We start from the raw sequence: 25,431 nt of genomic DNA, 5'->3' as shown, positions 1-25,431 counted from the left end.
GGGGGTGTGGCTCTACGGGGGTGCGGTCTGGCGCCAAGGTGGCGCAGGGATGGCGTCACGCGCATGTGTGTCAGGGTTGACCTGCGCAAATGTGCTTTCGAGGGCATGGTCGGCGCGGCGGCAGCGCCAAAGGTGCTTGCAATGGCGCCACCATGGTGCCATGATGGCGTCATGAACCTCACGCAGTACGTCGATCAGCTCCGGCAGGAACTCGCCGTGGCCGCCGAAGCGGGCGGGGACGAGGCGCGGGCCCTGGCCGAGCGCCTCACCGCCCCGCTGGAGTCGGCCGCCCGGCTCACCCTGCTGAACGCGCTCTCCGCCGCCGCGGACGAGATCACCGTCGACCTCGCGCCCGGCTCGGTGGACGTACGACTGCGTGGCGTCGACCCGGAGTTCGTGGTGACGCCGCCGCCCGCGGGCGAGCCGTTCGACGCCCAGGCCGAGTACGCGGCGCTGATGGCGGCCCAGCCGGCGCCGGCCCCGCCGCCGGCGGCGTCCGACGCGGTGGACGACGGGGGCACCGCCCGGGTGAACCTCCGCCTTCCCGCCCACGTCAAGTCGCGTGTGGAGGAGGCGGCGAGCCGGGACGGCCTCTCGGTCAACGCGTGGCTCGTCCGCGCGGTGTCCGGCGCGTTGGACCAGCCCGACGGCCGGGGTGGCCGGGCGGGTGCGGGGGGCGGCCGCCGCGAATCGTGGAACTCCGGGACGGGGTTCACGGGCTGGGTGCGGTAGCGCGGACGCGCGTTCAGTACGCGCCGCCCGACCCGCCGATCCCCACGCCCCTCCGGGCACTGCCCATCCGTACTCGCTCCCGTACTCGTACTGGAACTCGCGCCAGTACTCGTACCAGAACTCCCCAACAGCCTTCGCCGACCGAGCCCTTGAGGCTCGGCGAGCCCTTAGGACGGGACAGCCATGCCTTCTTTCGACAGCCCGAAGCCCATCAGCGCCACCGTCACCCTCCGGGTCGGGACGCTCCGGATCACCGCAGGGGACCGTGAGGACACGGTCGTCGACGTACGGCCCAGCAGCGCGACGCAGGAAGCGGACGTCAAGGCGGCCGAGCGCACCCGCGTCGAGTTCGCCAACGGCAAGCTGCTGGTCAAGGGTCCCAAGGACCGCCCCATGTTCGGCAAGGGCCCGTCCGTCGACGTGGACATCGTGCTGCCGACGGGTTCCGGGGTGCACGCCACGACCGTCATGGCGCACGTCTCCGCCCAGGGCGGGCTCGGCGACTGCGAGGTCAAGGTCTCGGCGGGCGACATCCAGCTGGAGCGGACCGCGTCCGCGAAGCTGACCACGGGGTACGGCGACGTCTCCCTGGGCCGCGCGGACGGGCAGGTCGACGTCTCCACCTCCTCGGGTGAGGTCCGCGTCGGTGAGGTCAGGGGGACGGTCGACATCAAGAACTCCAACGGCATCACGGTGTTGGGCGACGTCGAGGGCAACATCAAGGTGAAGGCGTCCAACGGCTCCGTCACCGTCGACCGCGCGGCCGCCGACGTCAGCGTCAAGACGGCCAACGGGGCGGTGCGGTTGGGCGAGGTGGCCCGCGGCGAGACCGTCGTCGAGGCGGCCGCGGGCAAGATCGAGATCGGTATCCGCGAGGGCACGGCGGCGTGGCTCGACGTACGGACCAAGGCGGGAACGGTCAGCCAGGCGCTGGAGGAGTCGGGACCGTCGGCGCCCGACGAGCCGGCCGACACGGTAAAGGTCCACGCCCGCACGGGAATCGGCGACATCAAGATCCACCGAGCGTGACGCGCGCGGCAAGCCAAGGGGCCTGATCCGCCCTGCGGGCCCACGGGTGCGGCCAGGCCCTTCCGGCTGCTGCTGTGGCCCATGTGGCCCACCCGCCCCCTGCGCTGAACCCAGGCCTACTGCGCCCGACTCCGGCCCACCGGGACTGACCTCGGCCTGCCGATACTGACTTACTTGTCAGGGCGACTCCTGCTTACTGGGTCCTGCCCCGGCCCATCTGGTCCTGCCCCGCCCCCGGAGTGGACGTCCGCTCGCGACGCCCTCCGGTGCGAACCTCTCCGGCCCCTCGAGCCGCCTCTCCCCGCCTCGCCTCACGGCCCCGCGGATGCCCCGCGGCCCAGGCCGCGCCCCCGTCCCCGGACGAACCTCACCGGAAGCCTTCCGGGGCGCCGCCCTGCCTGAAAGACCCGTCGCCCCCCCCGCCATACCCAAAACCCGTGCGTCCCGGTGCCATCGGCCCGTGCCCGAGCGCACCCCACATCCGCCCATCGCATCCCCGCCCTCGCCCGAAAAGGACCGGACATGCCAACGCCCCGCGACACCCATCACCCCCATCACCCCCGTCACAACCACACCGGCACCGACACCCACACCTCCCGCCCCTCCGCCATCACCGCCACCAACCTCCACAAGGCCTACGGCCAGAAAACCGTGCTGGACGGCATCGACCTCGACATTCCGCAAGGCACGATCTTCTCCCTGCTCGGGCCCAACGGTGCGGGCAAGACGACCGCCGTGCAGATCCTCTCCACGCTCATCTCCGCCGACTCCGGCGAAGCCCGCGTCGCAGGGCACGACCTGGCGCGGGAACCCGACGCCGTGCGTGCCGCGATCGGTGTCACCGGACAGTTCTCCGCCGTCGACAACCTCCTCACCGGCGAGGAGAACCTGACGCTCATGGCGGACCTGTACGGCTTCGGCCGGCGGCAGGGACGGCACCTGGCCGCCGAACTCGTCGAGCGGTTCGACCTCGTCGAGGCCGCGCGGCGGCCCGCCGCGACGTACTCCGGCGGCATGCGGCGCCGGCTCGACATCGCGATGACCCTCGTCGGCAGCCCACGCGTGATCTTCCTGGACGAGCCGACCACCGGTCTCGACCCGCGCAGCCGCCACGGCATGTGGGAGATCGTCCGTCAGCTCGTGGCCGACGGCGTGACCATCTTCCTCACCACGCAGTACCTGGAGGAGGCCGACCAACTCGCCGACCGCATCGCCGTGTTGAGCGGCGGCAAGCTCGTCGCCGAGGGCACCCCCGGCGAGCTGAAGCGCCTCGTCCCCGGCGGGCACGTCCAGCTCCGCTTCGCCGATCCCGGCGGTCTCGACGACGCCGTGCGGCTGCTCGGTCTCGGCAGCCGGGGCGAGGACGACCTGACCCTGCACATTCCCAGCGACGGCAGCCTGAAGTCCGTCAAGGCGGTGCTCGACCGCGTCGACGCCACCGGCATCGAGGTCGAGGGGCTCACGATCGACACCCCCGACCTGGACGACGTCTTCTTCGCCGTGACCGGCCGCCCCGACCACGAGAAAGCGACGACCCGATGAGCACCGTCACCACCCCCGCCCCCAGGACCGCCTCGGCGGTCACGCGGACCCACGTCCCCGCCCCCACCTCCGCGCTGCAGAACTCCCTCACCATGCTGCGCCGCAACCTCCGGCACGCCCGCCGCTACCCGGCGATGACGATCAGCCTGGTCAGCATGCCCATCGCCATGCTGCTGCTGTTCAACTACGTCTTCGGCGGCACGATGTCCGCCGGCATGGGCGCCGAAGGCTCCGGTGACTACATCGACTACCTCGTCCCCGGCATCCTGCTCATGGCCGTCGGCTCCGGTGTCCTGCCCACCACGGTCGGCGTCTGCACCGACATGACCGAGGGCATCGTGGCCCGGTTCAGGACCATGCCGATCAACGGCTCGTCGATCCTCACGGGACGGGCCGTCGGCGCCGTCATCCAGACGATGATCACCATCGTCTTCGTCACCGGGGTCGCCCTCCTCATCGGCTTCCGCTCCGGCGCCGAGCCCGTCGAGTGGCTGGCGGCCGCCGCTCTGCTCACCCTCATGAGCACCGCCCTCACCTGGCTCGCCGTCGCACTCGGCCAGCTCGTCAAGGCACCGGAGGCAGCCAGCAGTGTCGCTCTGCCGTTCTCCTTCCTGCTGCCGTTCCTCAGCAGCGTGTTCGTGCCGCTCGACTCGATGCCGGGCTGGCTGCGCCACTTCGCCGAATGGCAGCCCTACACCGCCTTCACCGAGACCCTGCGCGGGCTGCTGACCGGTACCGAGATCGGCAAGTTCGGTCCGCTCGCGGTGGGTTGGGGCATCGCCATCGCCCTGCTCGGCTTCTTCTGGGCGCGCTCGCTGTTCAAGCGGGACGCGAAGCGATGAGCTGACCGACCCCACACCTCACACCCCACACCCCATAGACCCCGCGGAGCCACGGGGGTGTCTCGCGGGACGGGCCGCGCGACGGAGACGTCGCGCGGCCTTCCGCGGTGTGCGGCCATCTCTGCCAGAGGTATAGACAGCGCTTTCTGTACGCTGATACACCCCTGTCGCATGACGCCCACCCGCCGAACCTTCCTCGCCGCAACCGCTTTCAGTGCCGCAGCGGCAGCCACCTCAACGGCGACGACACCGTCCGCCGCCGCGACCTCCAGCGCCGCGATCTCCGCCGCCGATGACGAGTTCGCCGCCCTCCGCGCCCGCTGGCTGGAGATCTCCCTAGGCACCGGCTACGACCCCGCCACCGAGCCGTACGCCTCCCGCCTGAAGGAGACCGGCGACCTGGCCCGCACCTTCCGCGCCGCCATGGCCCCGGCCGCCAAGTCCCTCTGGCCCGACGCCCCGTTCGACCCACCCGCAGGCATCACCCTCAGCCACAGCAGGCTCTGGACGATGACCCAGGCGTACGTCTGTGAAGGCACGGGATCCACCGGCGACGCCGGGCTCCTCACCGACATCCTGCGTGGCCTCGACCACGTCGCCGCCACCGTCTACAACGCCTCCACCACCCGCTACGGCAACTGGTGGGAGTGGCAGATAGGCAGCCCCCGGCTGCTCATGGACATCGTGGCCGCGCTCCACGACGAACTCGGCGCCGCCCGCAGGGACAAGGCCTTCGCCGCCGTCGACCACTTCGTTCCCGACTCCGCGCTCGCCGACTACACCGGCACCTCCACCGGCGCCAACCGCGTCGACCTGTGCCGCTCCGTCGCCCTGCGCGGCATCCTCGGCGGGAACCCGGCCAAGGTCGCCCTCGCCCGCGACGCGCTCTCACCGGTCTTCCCCTACGTCACCAAGGGCGACGGCCTCTACGAGGACGGCTCGTTCGTGCAGCACACCTGGGTCGCCTACTCGGGTACGTACGGGCAGGTCATGCTCGACGGTCTCGGCCGGCTCTTCGCGCTGCTCGCCGGGTCGACCTGGGCCGTCACCGACCCCAAGAAGCAGATCATCCTGGACAGCGTCGAGCGGGCGTACGCACCCTTGATCTACGACGGGCTCATGATGGACAGCGTCAACGGGCGTGCCGTCAGCCGGGGTTACCTGAAGGGCGACGACCGGAAGATCATGCGGAGCGACCACTTCCATGGGCAGGGTCTGATCGCCGCCATGGCGATGCTCGCGGGCGGCGCGAGCGCCGCCGAGCGGGAGCGGTGGCACGCGCGGATCAAGGGGTGGATCGAGCGGGACACCGTCACCCCGCTGCTCACCGCCCGGCAACTGGGCGTCGCCGACCTCGCGCGGCTGCACGCCGTGGCGGACTCCGGTGTGCGGGCGGCGCCCGAACCGGTCGGGCACCGGCTGTTCCCGGCCATGGACCGTGCCGTGCACCGGCGCCCCGGGTTCGCGGTGAACCTCTCGATGGCGTCGGACCGGATCGCGTACTACGAATGCGGCAACGGCGAGCATCCGCGCGGCTGGCACACGGGCGCAGGGATGGTCTATTGGTGGGGCGCCGGGGCGCACGGCGACCAGTACACCGACTGGTTCTGGCCGACCGTCGACCCGTACCGGCTGCCCGGCACGACCGTGTCCGCCAAGCGCCTCCCCGACAGGGCCGGGGGCGAGTGGGGCGCCGCCAGGCCCGCGGTGAAGTGGGTGGGTGGCGCGACCGACGGTGAGTTCGCCGCCGTCGGCCAGCACCTGAAGGGGCTCGGCTCCACGCTCGACGCCCGCAAGTCGTGGTTCTGCGCCGCGGACGCCGTGATCTGCCTGGGCGCCGGGATCACCGCCACCGACGGCACCCCCGTCGAGACGGTCGTCGACAACCGCAACCTGGGCGAGTCCGGCACCGCCGCCCTCACCGTCGACGACCGTCCGCGCCCGCACTGGGCCCACCTCGACGGGCACGGCGGATGGCTCTTCCCCGACGGCACGTCCCGGCTCAGGACGCTCCGCGAGGACCGCACCGGAGCCTGGTCCGACATCAACACCGGCAGCTCCACCGAGCGGCGGACCAGGCGCTGGCAGACGCTCTGGCTGGACCACGGAACCGACCCCGCGGACGCTACGTACGCCTATGTCCTCATGCCCGGCGCCTCCCGCCGCACCCTGCGGGCCCGCGCGGCCGACCGCCGCTGGTTGTCGGTCCTCGCCAACTCGGCGAAGGCGCAGGCCGTGGCCGTGGACGCACTCGGTCTGACGGCCGCCAACTTCTGGCAGGCGGGCGAGGCGGGGCGGCTTGCCGTGACCGCACCGGCCAGTGTGCTGGTACGGCAGCGGGGGAGAGGCGCTACGGTGCATCTGAGCGAGCCGCCGCGCACCGGAGAATCCCTTGAATTCACCTGGAACCGGCCCGTGTCCCGGGTGGTCTCCAAGGACCCGTCGGTCGAGGTGCTCGCCACGGGCCGCTCGCTGCGGCTGCGGATCACGCCGGGCAAGGCCTGCGCGAGTCACCGATGTGAGGTGACTCTCAGCTGACGGAGGGCGTCGCCGAGCCGCGATCCGTGTGCTGCGTTGTGGAAACCCCACAACTCCAGAGGGTCTGAGCCGTCACTTCTTCATGGGCGCGGCCCGCTTCTGTCCGGGGGTGCCAGGAAAACGGCCCGGAGACTGTTCATAGTCGACGGTCCGTTTACCCGGGGGCCCTCCGTAAGGTCGCTACATGACCGTTTTGGACGAGACCGCTTCCTCTGGGGGCGAGCCCACCGACTCGCGCGGCCGCGTGGCCGAGCTGCACGAGATCCGTGCGGAGGCACTGCGCGGGCCCAGCGAGAAGGCGACCGAGGCCCAGCACGCCAAGGGCAAGCTGACCGCCCGCGAGCGGATCGAGCTGCTCCTCGACCCGGACTCGTTCAACGAGGTCGAGCAGCTGCGCCGGCACCGGGCCACGGGCTTCGGTCTGGAGGCCAAGAAGCCGTACACGGACGGTGTCATCACCGGCTGGGGCACGGTGGAGGGCCGCACGGTCTTCGTCTACGCCCACGACTTCCGCATCTTCGGCGGCGCGCTCGGCGAGGCGCACGCCACGAAGATCCACAAGATCATGGACATGGCCATCGCGGCCGGTGCCCCGCTGGTCTCGCTGAACGACGGCGCGGGCGCCCGTATCCAGGAGGGCGTCTCGGCGCTCGCCGGCTACGGCGGCATCTTCCAGCGCAACACCAAGGCCTCCGGCGTCATCCCGCAGATCAGCGTGATGCTCGGCCCGTGCGCCGGTGGCGCGGCGTACTCGCCCGCCCTCACCGACTTCGTCTTCATGGTCCGTGAGACCTCGCAGATGTTCATCACCGGGCCGGACGTCGTCCGCGCGGTGACCGGCGAGGAGATCACGCAGAACGGCCTCGGCGGCGCGGACGTGCACGCCGAGACCTCCGGCGTCTGCCACTTCGCGTACGACGACGAAGAGACCTGCCTGGCCGAGGTCCGCTACCTGATCTCGATGCTCCCCTCCAACAACCGGGAGAACCCGCCGGTCCACGAGTCGGAGGACCCGGTCGAGCGCCGCTCGGACGTCCTCCTCGACCTGGTCCCCGCGGACGGCAACCGGCCGTACGACATGGCGAAGGTCATCGAGGAGCTCGTCGACGACGGCGACTACCTGGAGGTCCACGAGCGCTGGGCGCGCAACATCATCTGTGCCCTGGCCCGCCTCGACGGCCAGGTCGTCGGCATCGTCGCCAACCAGCCGCAGGCCCTGGCCGGTGTCCTCGACATCGAGGCCTCGGAGAAGGCCGCGCGCTTCGTGCAGATGTGCGACGCCTTCAACATCCCGATCCTCACCCTGCTCGACGTCCCCGGCTTCCTGCCCGGCGTCGACCAGGAGCACGGCGGCATCATCCGCCACGGCGCCAAGCTCCTGTACGCGTACTGCAACGCCACCGTCCCGCGGATCTCGCTGATCCTGCGCAAGGCGTACGGCGGCGCGTACATCGTCATGGACAGCCAGTCGATCGGCGCCGACCTCACCTACGCCTGGCCGACCAACGAGATCGCGGTCATGGGCGCCGAGGGCGCCGCGAACGTGATCTTCCGGCGTCAGATCGCGGCCGCCGAGGACCCCGAGGCGATGCGCGCGCGCATGGTCAAGGAGTACAAGGCCGAGCTGATGCACCCCTACTACGCCGCGGAGCGCGGTCTGGTCGACGACGTCATCGACCCGGCCGAGACCCGCGAGGTCCTCATCAAGTCCCTCGCCATGCTCCGGAACAAGCACGCCGACCTGCCCTCGCGCAAGCACGGCAACCCCCCGCAGTAGCCCACAAGGAGAACGCTGCAGATGACTACCCCCGACATTCGCGTCGAGAAGGGCCACGCCGAGCCCGAGGAGGTCGCGGCCATCACCGCGATCCTGCTGGCCCGCGCCGCCGCCCAGCCCGCCGCTCCCGCCCGCCGCGGCCGCGACAAGGCCGGCTGGCGCCGCCTGGAGCGCACCCCGGGCTTCCGCGCCCCGCACAGCTGGCAGGGCTGACGCACACGGTTCGGTCGAGGCCCCTGCTCTCCCTCGGGAGGGCGGGGGCCTCGCCGCGTCGCAGGAGTGCCCCGTCAGGGGCGCGGGGAACCGCGCGACCAGCCCCCTACGGCCCGCAGGCGGATCACCAGACAGCTCACCGCCCCGCAGGGGCGCCCTCCGCCAGGAGCCCAACGGCGGACTCCGCCAACGCACGCACGGCGGGGTGCCAGGCCCGCCCCCGAGGCCCGCTCAGAACCAGCCGCCGCGCAGCCCGCGGCACCACCGGAACCAGCACCAGGTCCGGCGGGAGCAGCGGCCGTGACACCTCCGACAGGACCGTCACCCCGATGCCCGCCTGCACCATGCTGATGAGGGTCGCCAGGTCGCGGACCCGCTGCGCCGGGGCGAACCGCAACCCCGCCAGGTCGTGGAGCGCCCGCACGCGCTCCTCGCAGCCGCCCGGCGAGATGAGGAAGTCGTCGTCCTCCAGGTCGCGCACGTCGACGACCGGCTCGGCCGCGAGCGGGTGGTCGCGGGGGAGCAGGGCGCGGTAGCCGTCGACGGCGAGCCGGACGCCGGGGCCCGGCGGCGGGTCGACCAGGACGGCGGCGTCCGCCGTGCCGTTCTCCAGCCACCCCGCGATCTCGGCGCTGTCCCCCTCGAAGACCCGTACCGTGACGCGCGGACAGCTCTCCCGCCAGTGTGCCGTCAGGTCCGGCAGCAGGCCCTGGCAGACCGTGGGCGTCGCGGCGAGCCGCACCGTGCCGGTCAGGGTGCCCGCCGCGTCCGCCGCCACCTCCTCGACGCCCCGCACGGCCGACAGCGCACTACGGGCGTACGGCAGGACACGCTCCCCGAGCGCCGTCGTGCGGACCTGACCGGCGCGGACGAGCAGCGGCCCGGACAACTCCCGCTCCAGGGACGCCACCGCGTGCGAGACCGCCGACTGGCTCAGACCCAGCTCGTCGGCGGCCGCGCCGAAGCCGCCCGCGTCGACCACGGCGACGAAGGCCCTGAGCTGCGGGAAGTTCACGGTCATGAGGCGGCCTCATAGGGCGGTGAGCGGGCTGCGTTGGCCCCATCGTGCCAGGCAGGGCGAGGGTGGCCCGGTGCCGTCCCACCCGGCGGAACAGGCAGCGAACCCGAGGAGAGCCATGCCCCACATCAGAGCCACCGTCACCGGCCCCGACCTGCCCGCCGACGTCGCCCGCGGCCTCGCGGAAGGGCTGACGGGACTCGCCGTCACCGCGCTCGGCAAGTCCGCCGGACGCACCATCGTCCACCTCGACCCCGTCCCCGCCGACCGCTACTACGTGGCCGGAAAACCCCTGGCCGACGGCGCCCGCGACGTGCATCTGGAGGTCAGCATCACCGCGGGCACCAACAGCGCGGCGGAGAAGGCGGCCTTCGTCTCCGGAGCCGCCGCGTTCCTGTCGGAACTCCTCGGCCCGCTCGCCCGCGGCGGCGTCGCCCTCCACGAGCTCCACCCCGAGAGCTACGGCTACCAAGGGGTCACCCAGTTCGAGCACTACCGCCAGAACTGACAGGGGCCCGCACGCCGAAGCGTGCGGGCCCTCATCCGCGTACGGGAAAAGGTGGGACGGAGCGCTATCGGAGCCGCGCCATCAGCGCGTGCTCGACCAGCGTGATCAGCGCGCTCTTCGCGTCCGCGCGGTGTCGCGCGTCGGTCGTGATGATCGGGGTGTCCGGTCCGATCTGGAGTGCTTCGCGGACTTCGTCGGGGGTGTAGGGCTGGTGGCCGTCGAAGCCGTTGAGGGCGATGACGAAGGGGAGCCCGGAGTTCTCGAAGTAGTCGACCGCGGGGAAGCAGTCGGCGAGGCGGCGGGTGTCGACCAGGACGACCGCTCCGATCGCGCCACGGACGAGGTCGTCCCACATGAACCAGAAGCGGTCCTGTCCGGGCGTGCCGAAGAGGTACAGGATCAGGTCCTGGTCCAGGGTGATGCGGCCGAAGTCCATGGCCACCGTCGTGGTGGTCTTGTCTCCGGTGTGGGTCAGGTCGTCGATGCCCGCGGACGCGGACGTCATGACGGCCTCGGTGCGCAGCGGGTTGATCTCAGAGACCGCCCCGACGAACGTGGTCTTGCCCACGCCGAAGCCGCCCGCCACCACGATTTTCGCGCTGGTGGTGGAGCGGGCTGTTGCTCCGCCGCTAGAGCTTGCGAAGTCCACTGAGCACCCTTTCGAGCAGTGTCACGTCTGGCTGGCCGCCGGCGGTCTCGTCGCCGCCGGGCTGATGGATGGCGACGAGCCCGGCCTCCGCCAGGTCGGCTACGAGGATCCGGGCGACGCCGAGGGGGATGGAGAGCAGCGCCGAGATCTCGGCGACCGACTTGATCTCCCGGCACAGGTTGCAGATGCGCTGATGCTCGGGCAACTGGCCCTGCAACTGATGCGGTTGTGCCGTGGTGTGCACCAGTGCCTCGATGGCGAGCTGGTAACGGGGCCTGGTGCGGCCGCCCGTCATGGCGTACGGGCGCACCAGGGGGTTGTTCGCCGACCCCGCGGGCGCCGGTTCGGGGGCGCGCCGCTGGGGTTGTACGGGCTGGATACGGGGCGCACGCGCCGGGGTGCCCTGGTCGTACGGACGCGGCCCGGGCTGCTGGGGCTGCGCGTACGGCTGGCGGCGGTGGCTCGGAGCGGAGGGGAAGTTGTACCTGTTCGGGCCGCCGTCGTGCTGGCCGCCCTGGCCGTGGCCAGGGGACCAGTTCGCCGATGACGAACCGTCTGGGGGTGTTGCCACGTTGCTTCCTCCTCCAACTGTGCCGGGCACCATCACTGTGGAGCCGCGTCCCGAACCTTACGGCCACGAGGCGCGAAAACGCACCGTCTGTCTGTTAGTTGAGAAGGCTCCCCTGGAGCTCCGCGCGGAGGTCCGGAGTGAGTACCGTGCCCGCACGATCGACAAGAAGTGCCATTTCGTACCCAACGAGACCGATGTCCGCATCCGGGTGGGCGAGAACGGCGAGCGAGGAGCCGTCGGAGATGGACATGATGAAGAGAAATCCTCGCTCCATCTCCACAACGGTCTGGGTCACGGAGCCGCCCTCGAAGATCCGGGACGCCCCCGCGGTCAGCGAGGTCAGACCCGAGGCGACGGCCGCGAGCTGGTCCGCGCGGTCGCGGGGGAAGCCCTCGGACATCGCGAGGAGGAGTCCGTCGGCGGAGACCACCACCGTGTGGGACACCCCGGGGGTGTTGTCCACGAAGTTGGTGATCAACCAGTTGAGGTTCTGCGCCGCCTGGCTCATCGGGCTCACACTAACGCTCCTGGTTGTAGGTGCTATCAGGGCTGAAGCCCTGGCCATTCGTGTCACTTCCTGCGCTGCGGCCCCGCTGGACGCCGCGGCGTAGGTTGCTCAGCCTGCCCCGCACGTCCTCGGGGTCGCGGGAGACCTGGGGGCCGCCCTGTGGGGTCTGTTCCGCGGTGCCCTCGACCAGATTGGCCTTGGGCACCCGCCGCGGGAGCCCCGACGAGGTGACCCCGCCCGCCTTCGGCTCCTTGAGGCGCTCGGCTCGCTGCCAGCGCTCGTCGTTGGACGAGCGCCAGTCGTCCTGGCCCTCGCTCGCGGCGGGCGAACCGCCGTGGCCGCTTCCGTTGCCGTTCGCGCCGGAGGAACCCCTGCGGGGGAGGCCCGCGTCGGTCATGTCGTGGACGACGGACGGCGCCGGACCCGGCCGGTCGAAGCCTACGCGCTCGGCGTCGGCCGTGTGGTCCGCCTGCGCAGATTCCGCTTCCTGGCCGTACTCCGGCTGATAGCCGTCGGCGGAGGGCCAGTCGTCCTGACCGGAGCGCTCCGGATAGGCGATCTGCTGGTCCTGGTAGTACTGCTGATCCGCCGGGTACTGCTCGGTCCTGTACTGCTCCTCGCGGTAACCGTCCTCGGCGTACTGCGGGGCCGGGTACTGACCGGTGGCGTACTGCTCGTTGTCGTACCGCACGCCCTGGTCGTACGCGACCTGCTGCTGGTCGTCGTAGGCCGGGGCCTGCTGCTCGTAGCCGCTCTGCTGCGGCTCGACCTCGTCGCGGAAGAGCGGACGGTGAGCGCCGGGCTGCTGGGCCTGCGCCTCCAGGGCCGCGCGGCGCTCCTCACGCATGAGCGAGCGGCCGACCGGGTCCAGCTCGTGCTGCCCCTCGGAGCCGTCACCGTGGTAGCGGCTGTCGTCGAAGCCCAGCTCGGCGGCGGTGCGCATCGGCTCGGGCGCCAGCGCCTGCTGCTCCGGGATGATCGAGGAGACCGTGAACTCGGGGTCCTGCGAGGCGTGCTCGCCACCGCCACCGTGCGTGATCGCGTCCGGCAGCATGACCAGCGACGTCGTGCCCGCCTGCTCGCCCGAGGGGCGCAGCTGCACGCGGATGCCGTGCCGGTCGGAGAGGCGGCCGACCACGAACAGGCCCATGCGCTGCGAGATCGCGGCGTCCACGGTCGGCGGGTTGGCCAGCTTGTGGTTGATGTCCGCGAAGTCCTCGGCGGTGAGGCCGATGCCCTTGTCGTGGATCTCGACCATGACGCGGCCGTCGGGCAGCCGGGTCGCGGTGACCCGCACCTTGGTCTGCGGCGAGGAGAACGTCGTCGCGTTCTCCAGGAGCTCGGCGAGCAGGTGCACGAGGTCGGTCACGGCGAGGCCGTGGATCTCGGCCTCCGGCACGCCCTCCAGCTCGATGCGCTCGTACTGCTCCACCTCGGAGGAGGCGGCGCGCAACACGTCGACCAGCGGGACCGGCTGGTCCCAGCGGCGGCCCGGCTCCTCGCCGGAGAGGACGAGGAGGTTCTCGCCGTTGCGGCGCATACGGGTCGCCAGGTGGTCCAGGCGGAAGAGGTTCTCCAGCTGGTCCGGGTCGGCCTCGTTGTTCTCCAGGTCGGTGATGAGGGTCAGCTGGCCCTCGATCAGCGACTGGTTGCGGCGCGACAGGTTGGTGAAGATCGCGTTGATGTTGCCGCGGAGCAGCGCCTGCTCGGCGGCGAGCCGCACGGCCTCGCGGTGCACCTGGTCGAAGGCGCGGGCGACCTCGCCGATCTCGTCCGTGGAGTTGATCGGGATGGGCTGCACGCGGGTGTCGACGCGGCCCGGGTCGGTGCGCGACAGCTGGTCGACCAGCATCGGCAGACGCTGCTCGGCGATGCCGAAGGCGGCGGTGCGCAGCCGGCGCATCGACTTCGACATCTGGCGGGCCATGAGCCCGGCCAGGATGAACGCGGCGAGCAGCGCGAGGACGACGATGGCGCCGGTGATGTAGGCGTTGCGCTGGGCGTTGGCGGCGATGTCGGACGCCTCGTCCACGGCCTTGTCGGCGAGGTCCGACTCGATGGTGCGGTACGCGTCGAACTTGGCGGTGGTGGTGGCCCACCAGGCCTCACGCGTGATGCCCTTGCCGGCCAGCTCGACGCGGGCGCTCGGCTGGGTGCTCGGCATGGTGGCGATGGCCGCGACCATCTTGTCCTGCGAGAGGGCCGGGCCGCCCTGCTTCTTGGCGGCGGCCGCCAGCTCCTTCTTGGCCGCCTCCAGCTTGGCGACGTCCTCGGGGGTGCCGCCGCCGGTGTACTCCTCGATGGCGATGCGCTCCAGGTAGGCGTACGAGGAGAACGAGGTGCGCTGGAGCGTGAACGAACCGGTGCCGGGGCCCGGCTCCACCAGGAGGTGCGTGCCGATGGACCGCTGCAGGGAGAGCGCTGCCTTGGAGAGGGAGATCGCGTAGACGGTGCGGCCGTAGCTGGTGATGTTGCCGGTGCCCAGACCGAGCTCGTTGGCGAACTCCATCAGCGGGTGCTGGATGGCGACGTAGCCCTCTTCGGTCTTCACACCGGGAAGCTTGGTGGTGTACGCGGCCTGACGCAGCGGGCCGAGCTTCGGCTCGACCTTGTGGAAGGCGTCGAGACGACGGTTGAGGCCCTCCTTGTCCGGCATGCTCTCCGTCGCGGACTTGAACTCGGCGGCTGCCTTGTCGGTGGCCTTGCGCGCCTTGATGACCGTGGCGTCGTTGCGCTTGCCGCTCAGCAGCGGAGCGGCGGTGATGTCGCGCTCCTCGATGAGACGGTTGCCGTAGTTCAGCGACGCCCGCACGAGGCGGGCGGTGTTCTCGGCGTCCTGGGCCTCGCTCCAGGTGTCGATGGAGCCCTTGACCTGGAAACCGCCCATGACCAGGCCCACGAGCACGGGTATGAGCAGGATCGCGTTCAGGCGGGTCGGCACGCGCCAGTTGCGGGGGGACATCCGTCCGCCGGAAGACGCGGGGGGCTCGTTGCCCGGCCCTGCGGCCACGTCGACGGGGGACGCCGCTGTGCGCGGCGGCGGGGTGAAGTTGCCCCGCGTGTCCCCGGTGGGGGATGCCGCGGGGCTCGGCTTGCTTCGCCTCACTCGACCAACAACCTCTCGGCGGCGGCACTCACGTCGTGCCGCTGTCGTCTCCAAGGCCCGTGCTACTGGGCAGTTCAGCGCATTCCAGCACGTCAGGGGCTGCTCTTCCAAACAGTGGAAAGCGCGGCCCCCGAGTGGTGTAAGCCTCAGATAAAACGGTCATAAAGAGCGAGCCCCGCCAAAAGGCGGGGCTCTTGTGAGCACAGCGACACCAGGTGACCGCGACGCGTGTCTGTCACCGGGCAATTCTCTGTCGAAACGTTATGAACACCGTTACGGGCCGTGTCAAAGGACACAGATCGCTCCAGATGGACTACGGCAACTGCCGTATGGACCTGCCTACTTGAGACGTGCCATAAGTGCGTGCTCGACCAGCGTGATCAAGCCACTCTTTGCGTCCGCACGGTGTCGCGCGTCCGTCGTGATGATCGGCGTACCGGGTCCGATCTGGAGTGCTTCGCGGACTTCGTCGGGGGTGTAGGGCTGGTGGCCGTCGAAGCCGTTGAGGGCGATGACGAAGGGGAGCCCGGAGTTCTCGAAGTAGTCGACCGCGGGGAAGCAGTCGGCGAGGCGGCGCGTGTCCACGAGGACGACCGCTCCGATCGCGCCACGGACGAGGTCGTCCCACATGAACCAGAAGCGGTCCTGTCCGGGCGTGCCGAAGAGGTACAGGATCAGGTCCTGGTCCAGGGTGATGCGGCCGAAGTCCATGGCCACCGTCGTGGTGGTCTTGTCTCCGGTGTGGGTCAGGTCGTCGATGCCCGCGGACGCGGACGTCATGACGGCCTCGGTGCGCAGCGGGTTGATCTCGGAGACCGCCCCGACGAACGTGGTCTTGCCCACGCCGAAGCCGCCCGCCACCACGATCTTCGCGGAGGTGGTGGAACGGGCCGCGTCCGTGCCCGAACCGCTAGAGCTTGCGAAGTCCACTGAGCACCCTTTCGAGCAGTGTCACGTCAGGCTGGCCACCGGCGTTCTCGTCGCCGCCGGGCTGATGGATGGCGACGAGCCCGGCCTCGGCCAGGTCCGCCACGAGGATCCGGGCCACGCCGAGCGGCATCGCGAGCAGGGCCGAGACCTCGGCCACCGACTTGACCTCACGGCACAGGTGGCAGATCCGCTGGTGCTCGGGGAGCAGACCCATCAGCTGGGCCGGGTCGGCCGTGGTGCTCACCAGCGCCTCGATCGCGAGCTGGTAGCGGGGCCGTGTCCGGCCGCCGGTCATCGCGTAAGGACGCACCAGCGGCTGGTCGCCCTCCATTCCGTACGAGGCATCGCCGTACGGGTTGTGAGAGGCGGTGGGCGGGGTCATGGATCCTCCGGGCGGGACAGCAGGTCATCTGCGTGTGCCGTCTGACAGAGCCGGTGGGGGCAGTGTGGCGGCCGGACGGTTGGTCAGTACGTTCGGTCGGTGGGGCGGCCGAAGGGTGAGGCTTCGGAGCGTGCTCCGGGCTAGTGGAGCAGGCTGCCCTGCAGTTCGGCGCGGAGGTCCGGGGTGAGGACGGCACCCGCGCGGTCGACGAGGAGGGCCATCTCGTACCCGACGAGGCCGATGTCGCACTCGGGGTGCGCCAGCACGGCCAGGGACGAACCGTCCGAGACGGACATGATGAAGAGGAACCCCCGCTCCATCTCCACCACCGTCTGCGTGACGGTGCCGCCCTCGAAGATCCGGGAGGCGCCCGCGGTCAGCGAGGTCAGCCCCGAGGCGACCGCGGCGAGCTGGTCGGCGCGGTCACGCGGGAACCCCTCGGACATGGCCAGAAGGAGGCCGTCGGCGGAGACCACGACCGTGTGGGACACCCCGGGGGTGTTGTCCACGAAGTTGGTGATCAACCAGTTCAGATTCTGTGCCGCCTGGCTCATCGGACTCAACTAACGCTCCTGCTGGTGAGTGGGGCGAGGGAAACTACCGGTCTGGCCGGTGCCGGCCTGGCGACCCTGCTGGATGCCCCGACGGAGATTCGTCAGCCGGCCGCGTACTTCTTCGGGTGCACGCGAAACCTGCGGACCTGTGCTGTCCTGCTGCTGCTGTGCCGTGCCCGCGACCAGGTTGGCCCGCGGGACGCGACGCGGCAGTCCGGATGTGGTGACGCCGCCCGCGGAGGGCTGCCGGACGCGCTCGGCCTGCCGGCCCAGCTCGTCGTTGGGGGAGGAGCGCCAGCCGCTCGGCATGCCCGCGCCGTTGGTGCCGCCCGGCTCCGCGGGAGCGGCGGCCGGTTCCTGGCGCTGGGGGCGCGAGGGGAGCGGACGCTGCGGCGGCTCGGGGGCGTGGCGCGGACCGGCCTCGGGGGCCGGGGCACCCTGCTGCTGGTCCTGCCGCGCGGGCTGCCGGTTCTGCGGCTCCTGGCGCTCCTGCTGTGCGGGCTGCTGCTGCGCCGCGTGCTGGTTCTGCTGGTTCTGCTGGTTCTGCTGCTGGAACCAGTTGGTCTCCAGTGTGTCGAACAGCGGGGTACGACCGTCGTCGGGGCCGCCCGGCGGCAGCGGCAGCTGCGCGTTCAGCGGGTCCTGCTGCTGGTTCAGCGCGTCGTGCTGCTGGTTCAGCGGGTCCTGCTGCGGGTTCGGCTGGTGCTGCCGGTCCTGCTGCGGCGCCTGACCCATGCCCTGGCCCTGCTGCTGCGGGAAGCCCTGGTTGGGGTCGTGCTGGCCGCGGCGGGGGGCCGGCGGACGCGGCACGGTGTAGTCGGGGTTCTCCCGACCGCCCTGCTGCGCGAAGCCGTTGCCCGGGTTCTGCTGCTGGTTCTGCTGTTGCTGCTGGTTCTGGTTCTGGTTCTGCGGCGCGGCCGGACGGCCTGGCTGCTGGCCGCGCCGGGGCGCGCCCGTTCCGCCGAAGACGTCCGAGCGGACGAACTGGCCGGTCGAGCCCGCGTCCTGCGGCGCGGCGGTGCCGGGCGGCGGACCGTCGAAGTCCGGGCGGGCGAACTCCGCGGTGGAGCCGGGGCCCTGCCGGTCGTACGGCGCGGCCGTGGGCTGCGGGAACTGACCGCTGGTCTCGTGCTCCTCGTGTCCCCGGGGGGTGTCGAAGGGCTCGCGCGACACCTGCGGCTGCGCGTTCTCGTCGCTCCAGCTGGGCACGCGCGGCTGCGGGTTGCCCCCGGGCAGCTCGGCGCGCGGCCCGCCGCGGGGCGGCAGCTGGGGCCTGCGGCCCTGGTCACCGGCGTCCGACGGCGGGTTCATGGCGTTCGTACGCTGCTGGGGCACCGGAGGCTGCGGCGCGTTGCCGCCACGGCCGCCCTGGGGCTGACCGGGCTGACCGCCCTGCGACTGGTTGCCCTGTCCGCCCTGCCCGCGCACCGGCTGGTTGCCCTGCGGAGCCACCGGCTGACCGCTCTGCGGGCCACCGGCCTGGGGACCACCGGCCTGCGGACCACCGGGCTGACGCTGCTGACCGGTGTCACGAGAGGGCAGCGCGGCGCGCGGACCCGAGCCCGCGACCTGCTGGCGCGGCGCACCGGCACCGAGCAGTCCGGGACCGCCCTGGCCACCGCCGGGCCCGCCGCCGAGCGCGGGACCACCGCGGCCGGGGCCACCGCCCTGGCCGGGACCACCGTTGCCGCCGGGACCGACACCGCGTCGCGCGGCCGCGGCACCCGCGGCGGCCTGAGCCGCGGCGGGACCGCCGGTCGCACCGGGCGCACCGGGCTTGCCCGGCATCTTCTTGCCCTGGGCGACGTCGACGGGAAGCATGACCAGCGCGGTCGTGCCGCCGGAGTCGGACGGGCGGAGCTGGATGCGGATGCCGTGGCGCTGCGACAGACGGCCGACCACGAACAGACCCATGCGGCGCGAGACCGAGACGTCCACAGTGGGCGGCGACGCGAGCCGCTCGTTGATCGCCGCGAGGTCCTCGGGCGAGAGGCCGATGCCGGTGTCGTGGATCTCGATCAGCACGCGGCCGTCGGGCAGCGCGTGACCGGTGACCTTGACCTTGGTCTGCGGCGAGGAGAACGAGGTCGCGTTCTCGAGCAGCTCGGCGAGGAGGTGCACGAGGTCGTTGACGACGCGTCCGGCGACCTCGGTCGCGGGGACCGAGGAGAGTTCGATGCGCTCGTACTGCTCCACCTCGGACGCGGCGGCACGCAGCACGTCCACGAGCGGAACGGGTCGGGTCCACCGGCGGCCGGGCTCTTCACCGGCCAGAACCAGCAGGTTCTCACCGTTACGGCGCATGCGGGTCGCGAGGTGGTCGAGCTTGAAGAGCGAGGACAGCTGGTCCGGGTCGGCCTCGCGCGACTCCAGCTCGGAGATGAGCGAGAGCTGGCGCTGGATGAGGCCCTGCGAACGGCGCGAGAGGTTGGTGAACATCGCGTTGACGTTGCCCCGCAGGAGGGCCTGCTCGGCGGCGAGGCGGACGGCCTCGCGGTGCACGTCGTCGAAGGCCGCGGCCACCTGGCCGATCTCGTCGCGCGAGTGCACACCCACGGACTCCACCGACGTGTCCACGTCCTGCGGGTCCGACTCCGAGAGCTGCTTGACCAGCTCGGGCAGGCGGTCCTGGGCGACCTTGGTCGCGGTGTCCTGGAGGCGGCGCAGCGAGCGGATCATGGACCGGGCCACGACGAACGCGCCGATGAGCGAGACGCCGAGCACGAGCAGGATCAGCGCACCGTTGAGGATGGCCGACTGCTCCGACTCGTTGCGCAGCTCGCGAGCCTTCTGCTCCATCTCGCCGAGGAGCGTCAGCTCGATCTTCGCCATCGCGTCGATCTTGGTCGTGTCGTTGTCGATCCAGTCCTTGTAGGACCGCTTGTCCTGGAGCTTGATGCCGCCCTCCTGCTCGAGGACGCGCTTGGCGTACTCGTTGGCGGCCTTGACCGCGGGGTTGCCGCCGTCGATGGGCTTGGTCAGCTCACCGGCGTTGCCCGCGTAGATCTTGCTGAACGTCTGGAGCTCCGAGCGCTCCTTTTCGTTGGCGCTGAGGCCGAAGGTGCGGTCGGTCTCGGAGATCTTGCCGTAGTCGCTGTCGTTGGCCGGCAGGGCCGCGGCGATGATCGCGCGCTGGACGGACGCGTACTCCTTGGCGGAGGAGAACGCGGCCAGCGAACGCGTGCGCTGGATCATGTCCGGGTTGCTCGTCGCCTGCGCCATGTCCTGAGAGAGCTTCAGGAGCTGCTCGACGAGCTGGCTGTAGGCCTCGACGGTCTGCGAGGTGGACTTCTCGTCCTGGAAGGCCTTCTTGCGGACGTCGTTGATGCCCTGGAGCTGCTGGGTGATCTGGACCGCGCTGTGCCGGACGCCGAGGAGGCCCTTCTCGCCGTCGGTGTCGTTGAGGTCCTGGGTGCCCTGGAGGAAGTTGCGGTAGACGCGGTCGGTCTTGTCCCGCGCGCCCTTGACCGTGTAGTCCGAGGCGGTCGCGCCGTGCGCGAGGGGGCCCGCGGACTTGTCGCGCTCCTCCTGGAGCGCGGCGGCCAGCTCCGTGGCCTGCTTGGTCATCTCGGTGAGCAGCTTCATGTTGTCGAGCTGCTCGATCTCGTCCAGGGACGAGTTGATGCGGAGCGCGCCGAGCGAGGTCGCGGTGATCACGGGGAGCGCGAGCAGCGAGACCAGTCGGGTGGAGATGCGCCAGTTGCGCAGGGCTATTCGCGAGCCGGGGCCGGGGGGTGTCGCGGCTCCGGACGCGCTCTTGCCCTTGCTCTTGCCCTTGGCCGGGGCGGCCGTCGAGCCGCTGCCGACGGCACCTTGGCGCGCGGCGCCGGGGCCGCTGTCGCCGGGCGAGCCCGGGCCGGGGTTCTGGGCGTGCTGGGGCGAGGAGCCACGCTCCGGCTCCGCCGGAGCATCCCCTCGGCCGCGGTCGGCCTGGGGAGACCCCTTGCCATCCCTCTTGAAACGTCCCTGCACTAGCGTCGCAACCTCTGGACCAGGCGTCCTGCCGGGTAACGGCGGGACGGTGTCGGCGTCGTGGGGCGGCAGCGCCCCATGGGTGGTCGTGAGTGACCGGCGCTTGCTCCCCCTCCCCGCCGCCACTCGGCGCTGCGTTGCGCCCCTGCGCGCCGGTTCGATCCCGCGGCGGTCCCGGGAATTCCAGCACAGTGCAGGATCTCCAACAAGGCCCGTGTGTCGCGCCGCGAGCTACGTGACGCGTTGTGAGTGCGGAGTCACGAGACGTAGAAAGTGATCTAGTAAAAAACGGACTCATCCCCACAAAGCTTCTACGGGTGGGGGGTGTCCCAGTCTTCATGATCAGGAGCGGAATGGTGCCTTCAGTGGCGCAATGTCCGTTTCCAACTGGTCGACTCTGGGCCTGAATTGACCCTTTTGTCCGCTCCCTCGTGAGCAAACTCACACGAAGATCATGGCGTCTTCCGGACTTTGGCCGGGAATTGGATGTTTAGCCTGACGCTTTACAGGGATGGCGAATCCGACAAGCCGCGTCCGTTCGCGCGACGCACAACCGACAAGGTCCGAACAGCAGATGAAGACTGTGAAGTCGACGATGTTCCGCAACATAGCCAACCCGCGCCGCACCACTCTCGCGCACCTCACGGACGCGGACGAGGTCCAGGCCGCGGCCGAGCGCCCGGAGCACGCCGTCGAACTGCCGACGCAGACCGCCAACCCCAAGCGCACGATCCTGATGGACGCCCCGGAGCAGGCCACCCCCGTGGCGGGCTGAATCACGCGAGGTCGGCACCCCTTGCCGCGTTAGCCTGGAGCGTCAGACTCATCCATTCCAGCAAGGGGCCGAGGCACACGTGCGCATCGCCAGGTTCTCCATCGACGGCAACGTCGCCTTCGGCGCGGTCGAGGGCGAAAGCCCCCCGGGAACGACCGACGGTCTTGTCCTCGACATCATCAAGGGCATCCCGTTCGCGGACTTCGAGCTCTCCGGCACGAAGGTCCCGCTGAGCAAGGTCAGGCTGCTGCCGCCGGTGCTCCCCAACAAGGTCGTGGCCATCGGCCGCAACTACGCGGAGCACGCGGCGGAGCTCGGCAACGAGGTCCCCGACATCCCGGTCGCCTTCTTCAAGCCGTCCACCTCCGTGGCGGGCCCCGGCGACGCCATCGTGTATCCCTCCTTCTCGCAGGAGGTGCACCACGAGGCCGAGCTCGCCGTCGTCATCGGCCGCATGTGCCGCGAGGTCCCGCGCGAGCGCGCCCGTGACGTCATCCTCGGCTACACCTGCGCGAACGACGTCACCGCGCGTGACGTGCAGAAGCGCGAGAACCAGTGGGCCAGGGCCAAGGGCTTCGACACGTCCTGCCCGCTCGGCCCCTGGGTGGAGACCGACCTCGACCCCTCCGACCTCACCATCCAGTGCACGGTCAACGGCGAACAGCGCCAGCTGGGACGTACGACCGAGATGGTCCGCTCCGTCGAGGACCTGATCGTGCACATCTCCGAGGCCATGACGCTGCTCCCCGGCGACGTCATCCTCACGGGCACCCCGGCAGGGGTCGGCCCGCTCAACGTCGGCGACGAGGTCGCCGTCACCATCGAAGGCATCGGCACTCTCACCAACAGGGTGATCAAGCGTGGCTAACGCGACCCCCGTACGCGTACGGTTCTGTCCCTCGCCGACCGGCAACCCCCACGTGGGTCTGGTCCGCACCGCTCTCTTCAACTGGGCCTACGCCCGGCACAACGAGGGCACCCTGGTCTTCCGCATCGAGGACACCGACGCGGCCCGCGACTCCGAGGAGTCGTACGAGCAGCTGCTCGACTCGATGCGCTGGCTGGGCTTCGACTGGGACGAGGGCCCCGAGGTCGGCGGCCCGCACGCGCCGTACCGCCAGTCGCAGCGCATGGAGATCTACAAGGACGTCGCCGCCAAGCTGATCGACGGCGGGTACGCGTACCCCTGCTACTGCACCACCGAGGAGCTGGACGCCCGCCGCGAGGCCGCCCGCGCCGCCGGCAAGCCGTCCGGGTACGACGGCCACTGCCGCGACCTCACCGCCGAGCAGATCCAGGCGTACGAGGCCGAGGGCCGCAAGCACATCATCCGCTTCCGGATGCCCGACGAGGCCACCACCTTCACCGACCTGGTCCGCGGCGAGATCACCGTCCAGGCCGAGAACGTGACGGACTACGGCATCGTCCGGGCGAACGGCGCCCCGCTGTACACGCTGGTCAACCCGGTCGACGACGCGCTGATGGAGATCACCCACGTCCTGCGCGGCGAGGACCTCCTCTCCTCCACCCCCCGCCAGATCGCCCTCTACAAGGCGCTGATCGAGCTCGGCATCGCCAAGGCGATCCCCGAGTTCGGCCACCTCCCGTACGTCATGGGCGAGGGCAACAAGAAGCTGAGCAAGCGCGACCCCCAGGCGTCGCTCAACCTCTACCGCGAGCGCGGCTTCCTCCCCGAGGGCCTCCTGAACTACCTGTCCCTCCTGGGCTGGTCGTTCTCGGCGGACCAGGACGTCTTCTCGATCCCCGACATGGTCGCGAAGTTCGACCTCGCGGACGTGAACGCGAACCCGGCCCGCTTCGACCTGAAGAAGGCCGAGGCGATCAACGCCGACCACATCCGCATGCTGGACGTGAAGACCTTCGCCGAGGCGTGCGAGCCCTGGCTGAAGGCCCCGCACGCCAACTGGGCGCCCGAGGAGTTCGACGAGGCGGCCTGGCAGGCCATCGCGCCCCACGCGCAGACCCGCCTCAAGGTCCTCTCCGAGATCACGGACAACGTCGACTTCCTGTTCCGCGCGGAGCCGGTCTTCGACGAGCCGTCCTGGACGAAGGCGATGAAGGAGGGCTCCGACGCGCTCCTGCGTACGGCCCGCGCCAAGCTGGACGCGGCCGACTGGACCTCCCCCGAGTCCCTCAAGGAGGCCGTCCTGGCCGCCGGCGAGGAGCACGGCCTCAAGCTCGGCAAGGCGCAGGCCCCGGTCCGCGTCGCCGTCACCGGCCGCACCATCGGCCTGCCCCTCTTCGAGTCCCTGGAGATCCTGGGCAAGGAGAAGGCGCTCACCCGCATCGACGCGGCCCTGGCGAAGCTGACCGCGTAAGCGCGTAACCGCGCGAGCAGGGCGTACGTAAACGAAGGACCCGGAAGCCTCCACGGCTCCCGGGTCCTTCGTTTACGGTCAAGACATGCCGATCAAAGCCGTGGTCTGGGACATCGACACTGCATTCATCGGGGGATAACCCCCGAACCCCCAGCCGGGAGCCGTGCCTGCGGTTACCGTCGGAGACATGCCGATCAAAGCCGTGGTCTGGGACATCGATGACACGATCTTCGACTACGCGCGTGCCGACAGCACCGGTATGCACGCGCACCTCACGGCGGAGGGGCTCCTGGAGCGGTACGAGTCGGCGGAGCGTGCGCTCGACCGGTGGCGGGAGCTCACCGAGCGCCACTGGGCCCGCTTCGGCGCCGGGGGAGTGACCTTCCAGGAGCAGCGCCGCGACCGCGTGCGCGACTTCATGGACGCCCCGGCCCTCTCCGACGACGACGCCGACGCCTGGTTCGAGCGTTACGTCGGTCACTACGAATCAGCCTGGTCCCTCTTCCCCGACACCCTCCCCACCCTGGACGAGCTCGCCGGTGAGTACCGCCACGCGGTGCTCTCCAACTCCGCGCTGGTCGTCCAGGACCGCAAGCTGACCGTCCTCGGCGTGCGCGACCGCTTCGAGGCCGTGCTGTGCGCCGCCGACCTGGGCGTCTCCAAGCCCGCCGCCGAGGCGTTCCTCGCCGTCTGCGCCCACCTCGGCCTCGCGCCCGCCGAGATCGCCTACGTCGGCGACCAGCCGGAGATCGACGCGAGGGGCGCCAGGGACGCCGGCCTGCTCGGGATCTGGCTCGACCGCAACGGCTCGACGGGGGACGGCCCGACGGGCGTGCACCGCATCAGGGCGCTCTCCGAGCTCCCCGCGCTGCTGCGGGCGGATACCCGTTTTGGAGCGCCGTCCACCTTCGGGTAATGTTCTTCCTGCGCCGCCCGAGAGGGCCGAAAGGTCCGGCCGGGAAGCGCAAGTCAAACAAAACCCCGTCAAGGGGTGGCGCTTTGATGGCCTATGGTGTAATTGGCAGCACGACGGTTTCTGGTTCCGTTAGTCTAGGTTCGAGTCCTGGTAGGCCAGCTCGCAGAGCTCATCTGCACCTGCGGATCTCATCCGCAACCTGTGGAGCACATCCACAATGCCCCCGTTGTGTAGCGGCCTAGCACGCCGCCCTCTCAAGGCGGTAGCGCCGGTTCGAATCCGGTCGGGGGTACAGATCCTTCCCGCGGGGACAGATCGGGTCGCACCCACTGTCACTGATGCAGGATCGCTAGGGCCCCCGTTGTGTAGCGGCCTAGCACGCCGCCCTCTCAAGGCGGTAGCGCCGGTTCGAATCCGGTCGGGGGTACTGTAGGTCCTAGACTTGGTCTAGACCACATTGGGCTATGGTGTAATTGGCAGCACGACGGTTTCTGGTTCCGTTAGTTTAGGTTCGAGTCCTGGTAGCCCAG

21 protein-coding genes and 4 tRNA genes are annotated in these 25,431 nt (G+C 70.6%); 16 read left to right on the top strand and 9 right to left on the bottom strand.

All coding sequences use genetic code 11. The annotated features are described in order from the left end of the window. Window positions 1-171: 171 nt before the first annotated feature. The 7 genes from DEJ48_RS11305 to DEJ48_RS11275 all read left to right on the top strand — a co-directional run bounded on the left by DEJ48_RS11305 (window position 172) and on the right by DEJ48_RS11275 (window position 8,673). Entirely contained in the window at window positions 172-732 is a 561-nt protein-coding gene (locus DEJ48_RS11305; protein ID WP_150216011.1) for a hypothetical protein, read from the top strand. Window positions 733-915: 183 nt separating this feature from the next. Then, a complete protein-coding gene (locus DEJ48_RS11300) occupies window positions 916-1,761 on the top strand; it encodes a DUF4097 family beta strand repeat-containing protein (protein ID WP_150216010.1) in 846 nt (281 codons plus the stop codon). A 522-nt stretch (window positions 1,762-2,283) separates the two neighbouring features. Then, window positions 2,284-3,303 carry an ATP-binding cassette domain-containing protein gene (locus DEJ48_RS11295; protein WP_150216009.1) on the top strand — a complete coding sequence of 340 codons (1,020 nt, stop codon included), beginning with the start codon at window positions 2,284-2,286 and terminating at the stop codon, window positions 3,301-3,303. Next, on the top strand, window positions 3,300-4,145 hold the full coding sequence (locus DEJ48_RS11290; protein ID WP_150216008.1) for an ABC transporter permease: 846 nt from the start codon (window positions 3,300-3,302) through the stop codon (window positions 4,143-4,145). Before DEJ48_RS11295 ends, DEJ48_RS11290 begins: the two co-directional genes overlap by 4 nt. Window positions 4,146-4,316: 171 nt before the next feature. After that, the gene (locus DEJ48_RS11285) at window positions 4,317-6,683 is read left to right on the top strand and encodes a polysaccharide lyase 8 family protein (protein WP_150216007.1); all 2,367 of its coding nucleotides are present in this window, start codon (window positions 4,317-4,319) and stop codon (window positions 6,681-6,683) included. Between the two features lie 184 nt (window positions 6,684-6,867). Beyond that, window positions 6,868-8,460, top strand: a complete 1,593-nt coding sequence (locus DEJ48_RS11280; protein ID WP_150216006.1) for an acyl-CoA carboxylase subunit beta — start codon at window positions 6,868-6,870, stop codon at window positions 8,458-8,460. Between the two features lie 21 nt (window positions 8,461-8,481). After that, complete coding sequence (locus DEJ48_RS11275; protein ID WP_055564440.1) at window positions 8,482-8,673, top strand: acyl-CoA carboxylase subunit epsilon; 192 nt, start codon at window positions 8,482-8,484, stop codon at window positions 8,671-8,673. Window positions 8,674-8,809: 136 nt separating this feature from the next. On the opposite strand, the gene DEJ48_RS11270 is transcribed toward DEJ48_RS11275, so the two are convergent. After that, the gene (locus DEJ48_RS11270) at window positions 8,810-9,694 is read right to left on the bottom strand and encodes a LysR family transcriptional regulator (protein WP_150216005.1); all 885 of its coding nucleotides are present in this window, start codon (window positions 9,692-9,694) and stop codon (window positions 8,810-8,812) included. A 115-nt stretch (window positions 9,695-9,809) separates the two neighbouring features. On the opposite strand from DEJ48_RS11270, the gene DEJ48_RS11265 reads away from it, so the two are divergent. After that, window positions 9,810-10,199: a tautomerase family protein gene (locus tag DEJ48_RS11265; protein ID WP_150216004.1), complete on the top strand. Its 390-nt coding sequence runs from the start codon at window positions 9,810-9,812 to the stop codon at window positions 10,197-10,199. Between the two features lie 64 nt (window positions 10,200-10,263). Here the strand turns inward: DEJ48_RS11265 and DEJ48_RS11260 are convergent, their stop codons facing one another. The 8 genes from DEJ48_RS11260 to DEJ48_RS11225 all read right to left on the bottom strand — a co-directional run bounded on the left by DEJ48_RS11260 (window position 10,264) and on the right by DEJ48_RS11225 (window position 20,871). Next, entirely contained in the window at window positions 10,264-10,848 is a 585-nt protein-coding gene (locus DEJ48_RS11260; protein WP_030361923.1) for a GTP-binding protein, read from the bottom strand. Then, window positions 10,829-11,419: a DUF742 domain-containing protein gene (locus DEJ48_RS11255; RefSeq protein ID WP_150216003.1), complete on the bottom strand. Its 591-nt coding sequence runs from the start codon at window positions 11,417-11,419 to the stop codon at window positions 10,829-10,831. The genes DEJ48_RS11260 and DEJ48_RS11255 overlap by 20 nt, the downstream gene beginning before the upstream one ends. Window positions 11,420-11,513: 94 nt before the next feature. Next, on the bottom strand, window positions 11,514-11,927 hold the full coding sequence (locus tag DEJ48_RS11250) for a roadblock/LC7 domain-containing protein (protein WP_055564496.1): 414 nt from the start codon (window positions 11,925-11,927) through the stop codon (window positions 11,514-11,516). Window positions 11,928-11,937: 10 nt separating this feature from the next. Continuing rightward, window positions 11,938-15,033, bottom strand: coding sequence for a nitrate- and nitrite sensing domain-containing protein (locus DEJ48_RS11245; RefSeq protein WP_150216002.1), 3,096 nt, complete (start codon window positions 15,031-15,033; stop codon window positions 11,938-11,940). Between the two features lie 339 nt (window positions 15,034-15,372). After that, entirely contained in the window at window positions 15,373-15,963 is a 591-nt protein-coding gene (locus DEJ48_RS11240; protein ID WP_150172618.1) for a GTP-binding protein, read from the bottom strand. Beyond that, window positions 15,944-16,345 carry a DUF742 domain-containing protein gene (locus DEJ48_RS11235; protein ID WP_150172620.1) on the bottom strand — a complete coding sequence of 134 codons (402 nt, stop codon included), beginning with the start codon at window positions 16,343-16,345 and terminating at the stop codon, window positions 15,944-15,946. The genes DEJ48_RS11240 and DEJ48_RS11235 overlap by 20 nt, the downstream gene beginning before the upstream one ends. Window positions 16,346-16,485: 140 nt before the next feature. Next, window positions 16,486-16,899, bottom strand: coding sequence for a roadblock/LC7 domain-containing protein (locus DEJ48_RS11230; protein WP_030787430.1), 414 nt, complete (start codon window positions 16,897-16,899; stop codon window positions 16,486-16,488). Between the two features lie 9 nt (window positions 16,900-16,908). Next, window positions 16,909-20,871: a nitrate- and nitrite sensing domain-containing protein gene (locus DEJ48_RS11225; protein ID WP_223831993.1), complete on the bottom strand. Its 3,963-nt coding sequence runs from the start codon at window positions 20,869-20,871 to the stop codon at window positions 16,909-16,911. Between the two features lie 574 nt (window positions 20,872-21,445). Here DEJ48_RS11225 and DEJ48_RS11220 point away from each other — a divergent pair. The 8 genes from DEJ48_RS11220 (at window position 21,446) to DEJ48_RS11185 (ending at window position 25,431) form a co-directional block, all read left to right on the top strand. Beyond that, window positions 21,446-21,646: a hypothetical protein gene (locus DEJ48_RS11220; RefSeq protein ID WP_150216001.1), complete on the top strand. Its 201-nt coding sequence runs from the start codon at window positions 21,446-21,448 to the stop codon at window positions 21,644-21,646. 79 nt (window positions 21,647-21,725) lie between these two features. Further along, window positions 21,726-22,514: a fumarylacetoacetate hydrolase family protein gene (locus DEJ48_RS11215; RefSeq protein ID WP_150216000.1), complete on the top strand. Its 789-nt coding sequence runs from the start codon at window positions 21,726-21,728 to the stop codon at window positions 22,512-22,514. Next, the gene (gltX, locus tag DEJ48_RS11210; protein ID WP_150215999.1) at window positions 22,507-23,985 is read left to right on the top strand and encodes a glutamate--tRNA ligase; all 1,479 of its coding nucleotides are present in this window, start codon (window positions 22,507-22,509) and stop codon (window positions 23,983-23,985) included. The genes DEJ48_RS11215 and gltX overlap by 8 nt, the downstream gene beginning before the upstream one ends. A gap of 187 nt (window positions 23,986-24,172) precedes the next feature. Further along, window positions 24,173-24,901 (top strand): HAD family hydrolase, encoded by a 729-nt coding sequence (locus tag DEJ48_RS11205; protein ID WP_150215998.1) that lies wholly within the window; start codon window positions 24,173-24,175, stop codon window positions 24,899-24,901. Window positions 24,902-24,988: 87 nt separating this feature from the next. Continuing rightward, window positions 24,989-25,060 (top strand) — tRNA-Gln (locus DEJ48_RS11200). 60 nt (window positions 25,061-25,120) lie between these two features. Further along, window positions 25,121-25,193 (top strand) — tRNA-Glu (locus DEJ48_RS11195). A gap of 62 nt (window positions 25,194-25,255) precedes the next feature. Next, window positions 25,256-25,328: transfer RNA gene (locus DEJ48_RS11190), tRNA-Glu, on the top strand. A gap of 31 nt (window positions 25,329-25,359) precedes the next feature. After that, window positions 25,360-25,431: transfer RNA gene (locus DEJ48_RS11185), tRNA-Gln, on the top strand.

Origin of the sequence: Streptomyces venezuelae (genome assembly GCF_008642315.1) — a bacterium.
Lineage (GTDB): Bacteria > Actinomycetota > Actinomycetes > Streptomycetales > Streptomycetaceae > Streptomyces > Streptomyces venezuelae_D.
Note: the sequence above shows the minus strand (reverse complement) of the source record. Positions and strands in the feature narration are given on the sequence as shown.

Excerpts from the sequence above, each read along its gene's own strand:
- DEJ48_RS11270 (WP_150216005.1), bottom strand. The coding sequence starts at position 9,694 with ATGACCGTGAACTTCCCGCAGCTCAGGGCCTTCGTCGCCGTGGTCGAC.
- DEJ48_RS11230 (WP_030787430.1), bottom strand. The coding sequence starts at position 16,899 with ATGAGCCAGGCGGCACAGAATCTGAACTGGTTGATCACCAACTTCGTG.
- DEJ48_RS11205 (WP_150215998.1), top strand. The coding sequence starts at position 24,173 with ATGCCGATCAAAGCCGTGGTCTGGGACATCGATGACACGATCTTCGAC.
- DEJ48_RS11305 (WP_150216011.1), top strand. The coding sequence starts at position 172 with ATGAACCTCACGCAGTACGTCGATCAGCTCCGGCAGGAACTCGCCGTG.
- DEJ48_RS11290 (WP_150216008.1), top strand. The coding sequence starts at position 3,300 with ATGAGCACCGTCACCACCCCCGCCCCCAGGACCGCCTCGGCGGTCACG.
- DEJ48_RS11235 (WP_150172620.1), bottom strand. The coding sequence starts at position 16,345 with ATGACCCCGCCCACCGCCTCTCACAACCCGTACGGCGATGCCTCGTAC.
- DEJ48_RS11295 (WP_150216009.1), top strand. The coding sequence starts at position 2,284 with ATGCCAACGCCCCGCGACACCCATCACCCCCATCACCCCCGTCACAAC.
- DEJ48_RS11265 (WP_150216004.1), top strand. The coding sequence starts at position 9,810 with ATGCCCCACATCAGAGCCACCGTCACCGGCCCCGACCTGCCCGCCGAC.
- DEJ48_RS11285 (WP_150216007.1), top strand. The coding sequence starts at position 4,317 with ATGACGCCCACCCGCCGAACCTTCCTCGCCGCAACCGCTTTCAGTGCC.
- DEJ48_RS11250 (WP_055564496.1), bottom strand. The coding sequence starts at position 11,927 with ATGAGCCAGGCGGCGCAGAACCTCAACTGGTTGATCACCAACTTCGTG.
- DEJ48_RS11275 (WP_055564440.1), top strand. The coding sequence starts at position 8,482 with ATGACTACCCCCGACATTCGCGTCGAGAAGGGCCACGCCGAGCCCGAG.
- DEJ48_RS11220 (WP_150216001.1), top strand. The coding sequence starts at position 21,446 with ATGAAGACTGTGAAGTCGACGATGTTCCGCAACATAGCCAACCCGCGC.
- DEJ48_RS11280 (WP_150216006.1), top strand. The coding sequence starts at position 6,868 with ATGACCGTTTTGGACGAGACCGCTTCCTCTGGGGGCGAGCCCACCGAC.
- DEJ48_RS11300 (WP_150216010.1), top strand. The coding sequence starts at position 916 with ATGCCTTCTTTCGACAGCCCGAAGCCCATCAGCGCCACCGTCACCCTC.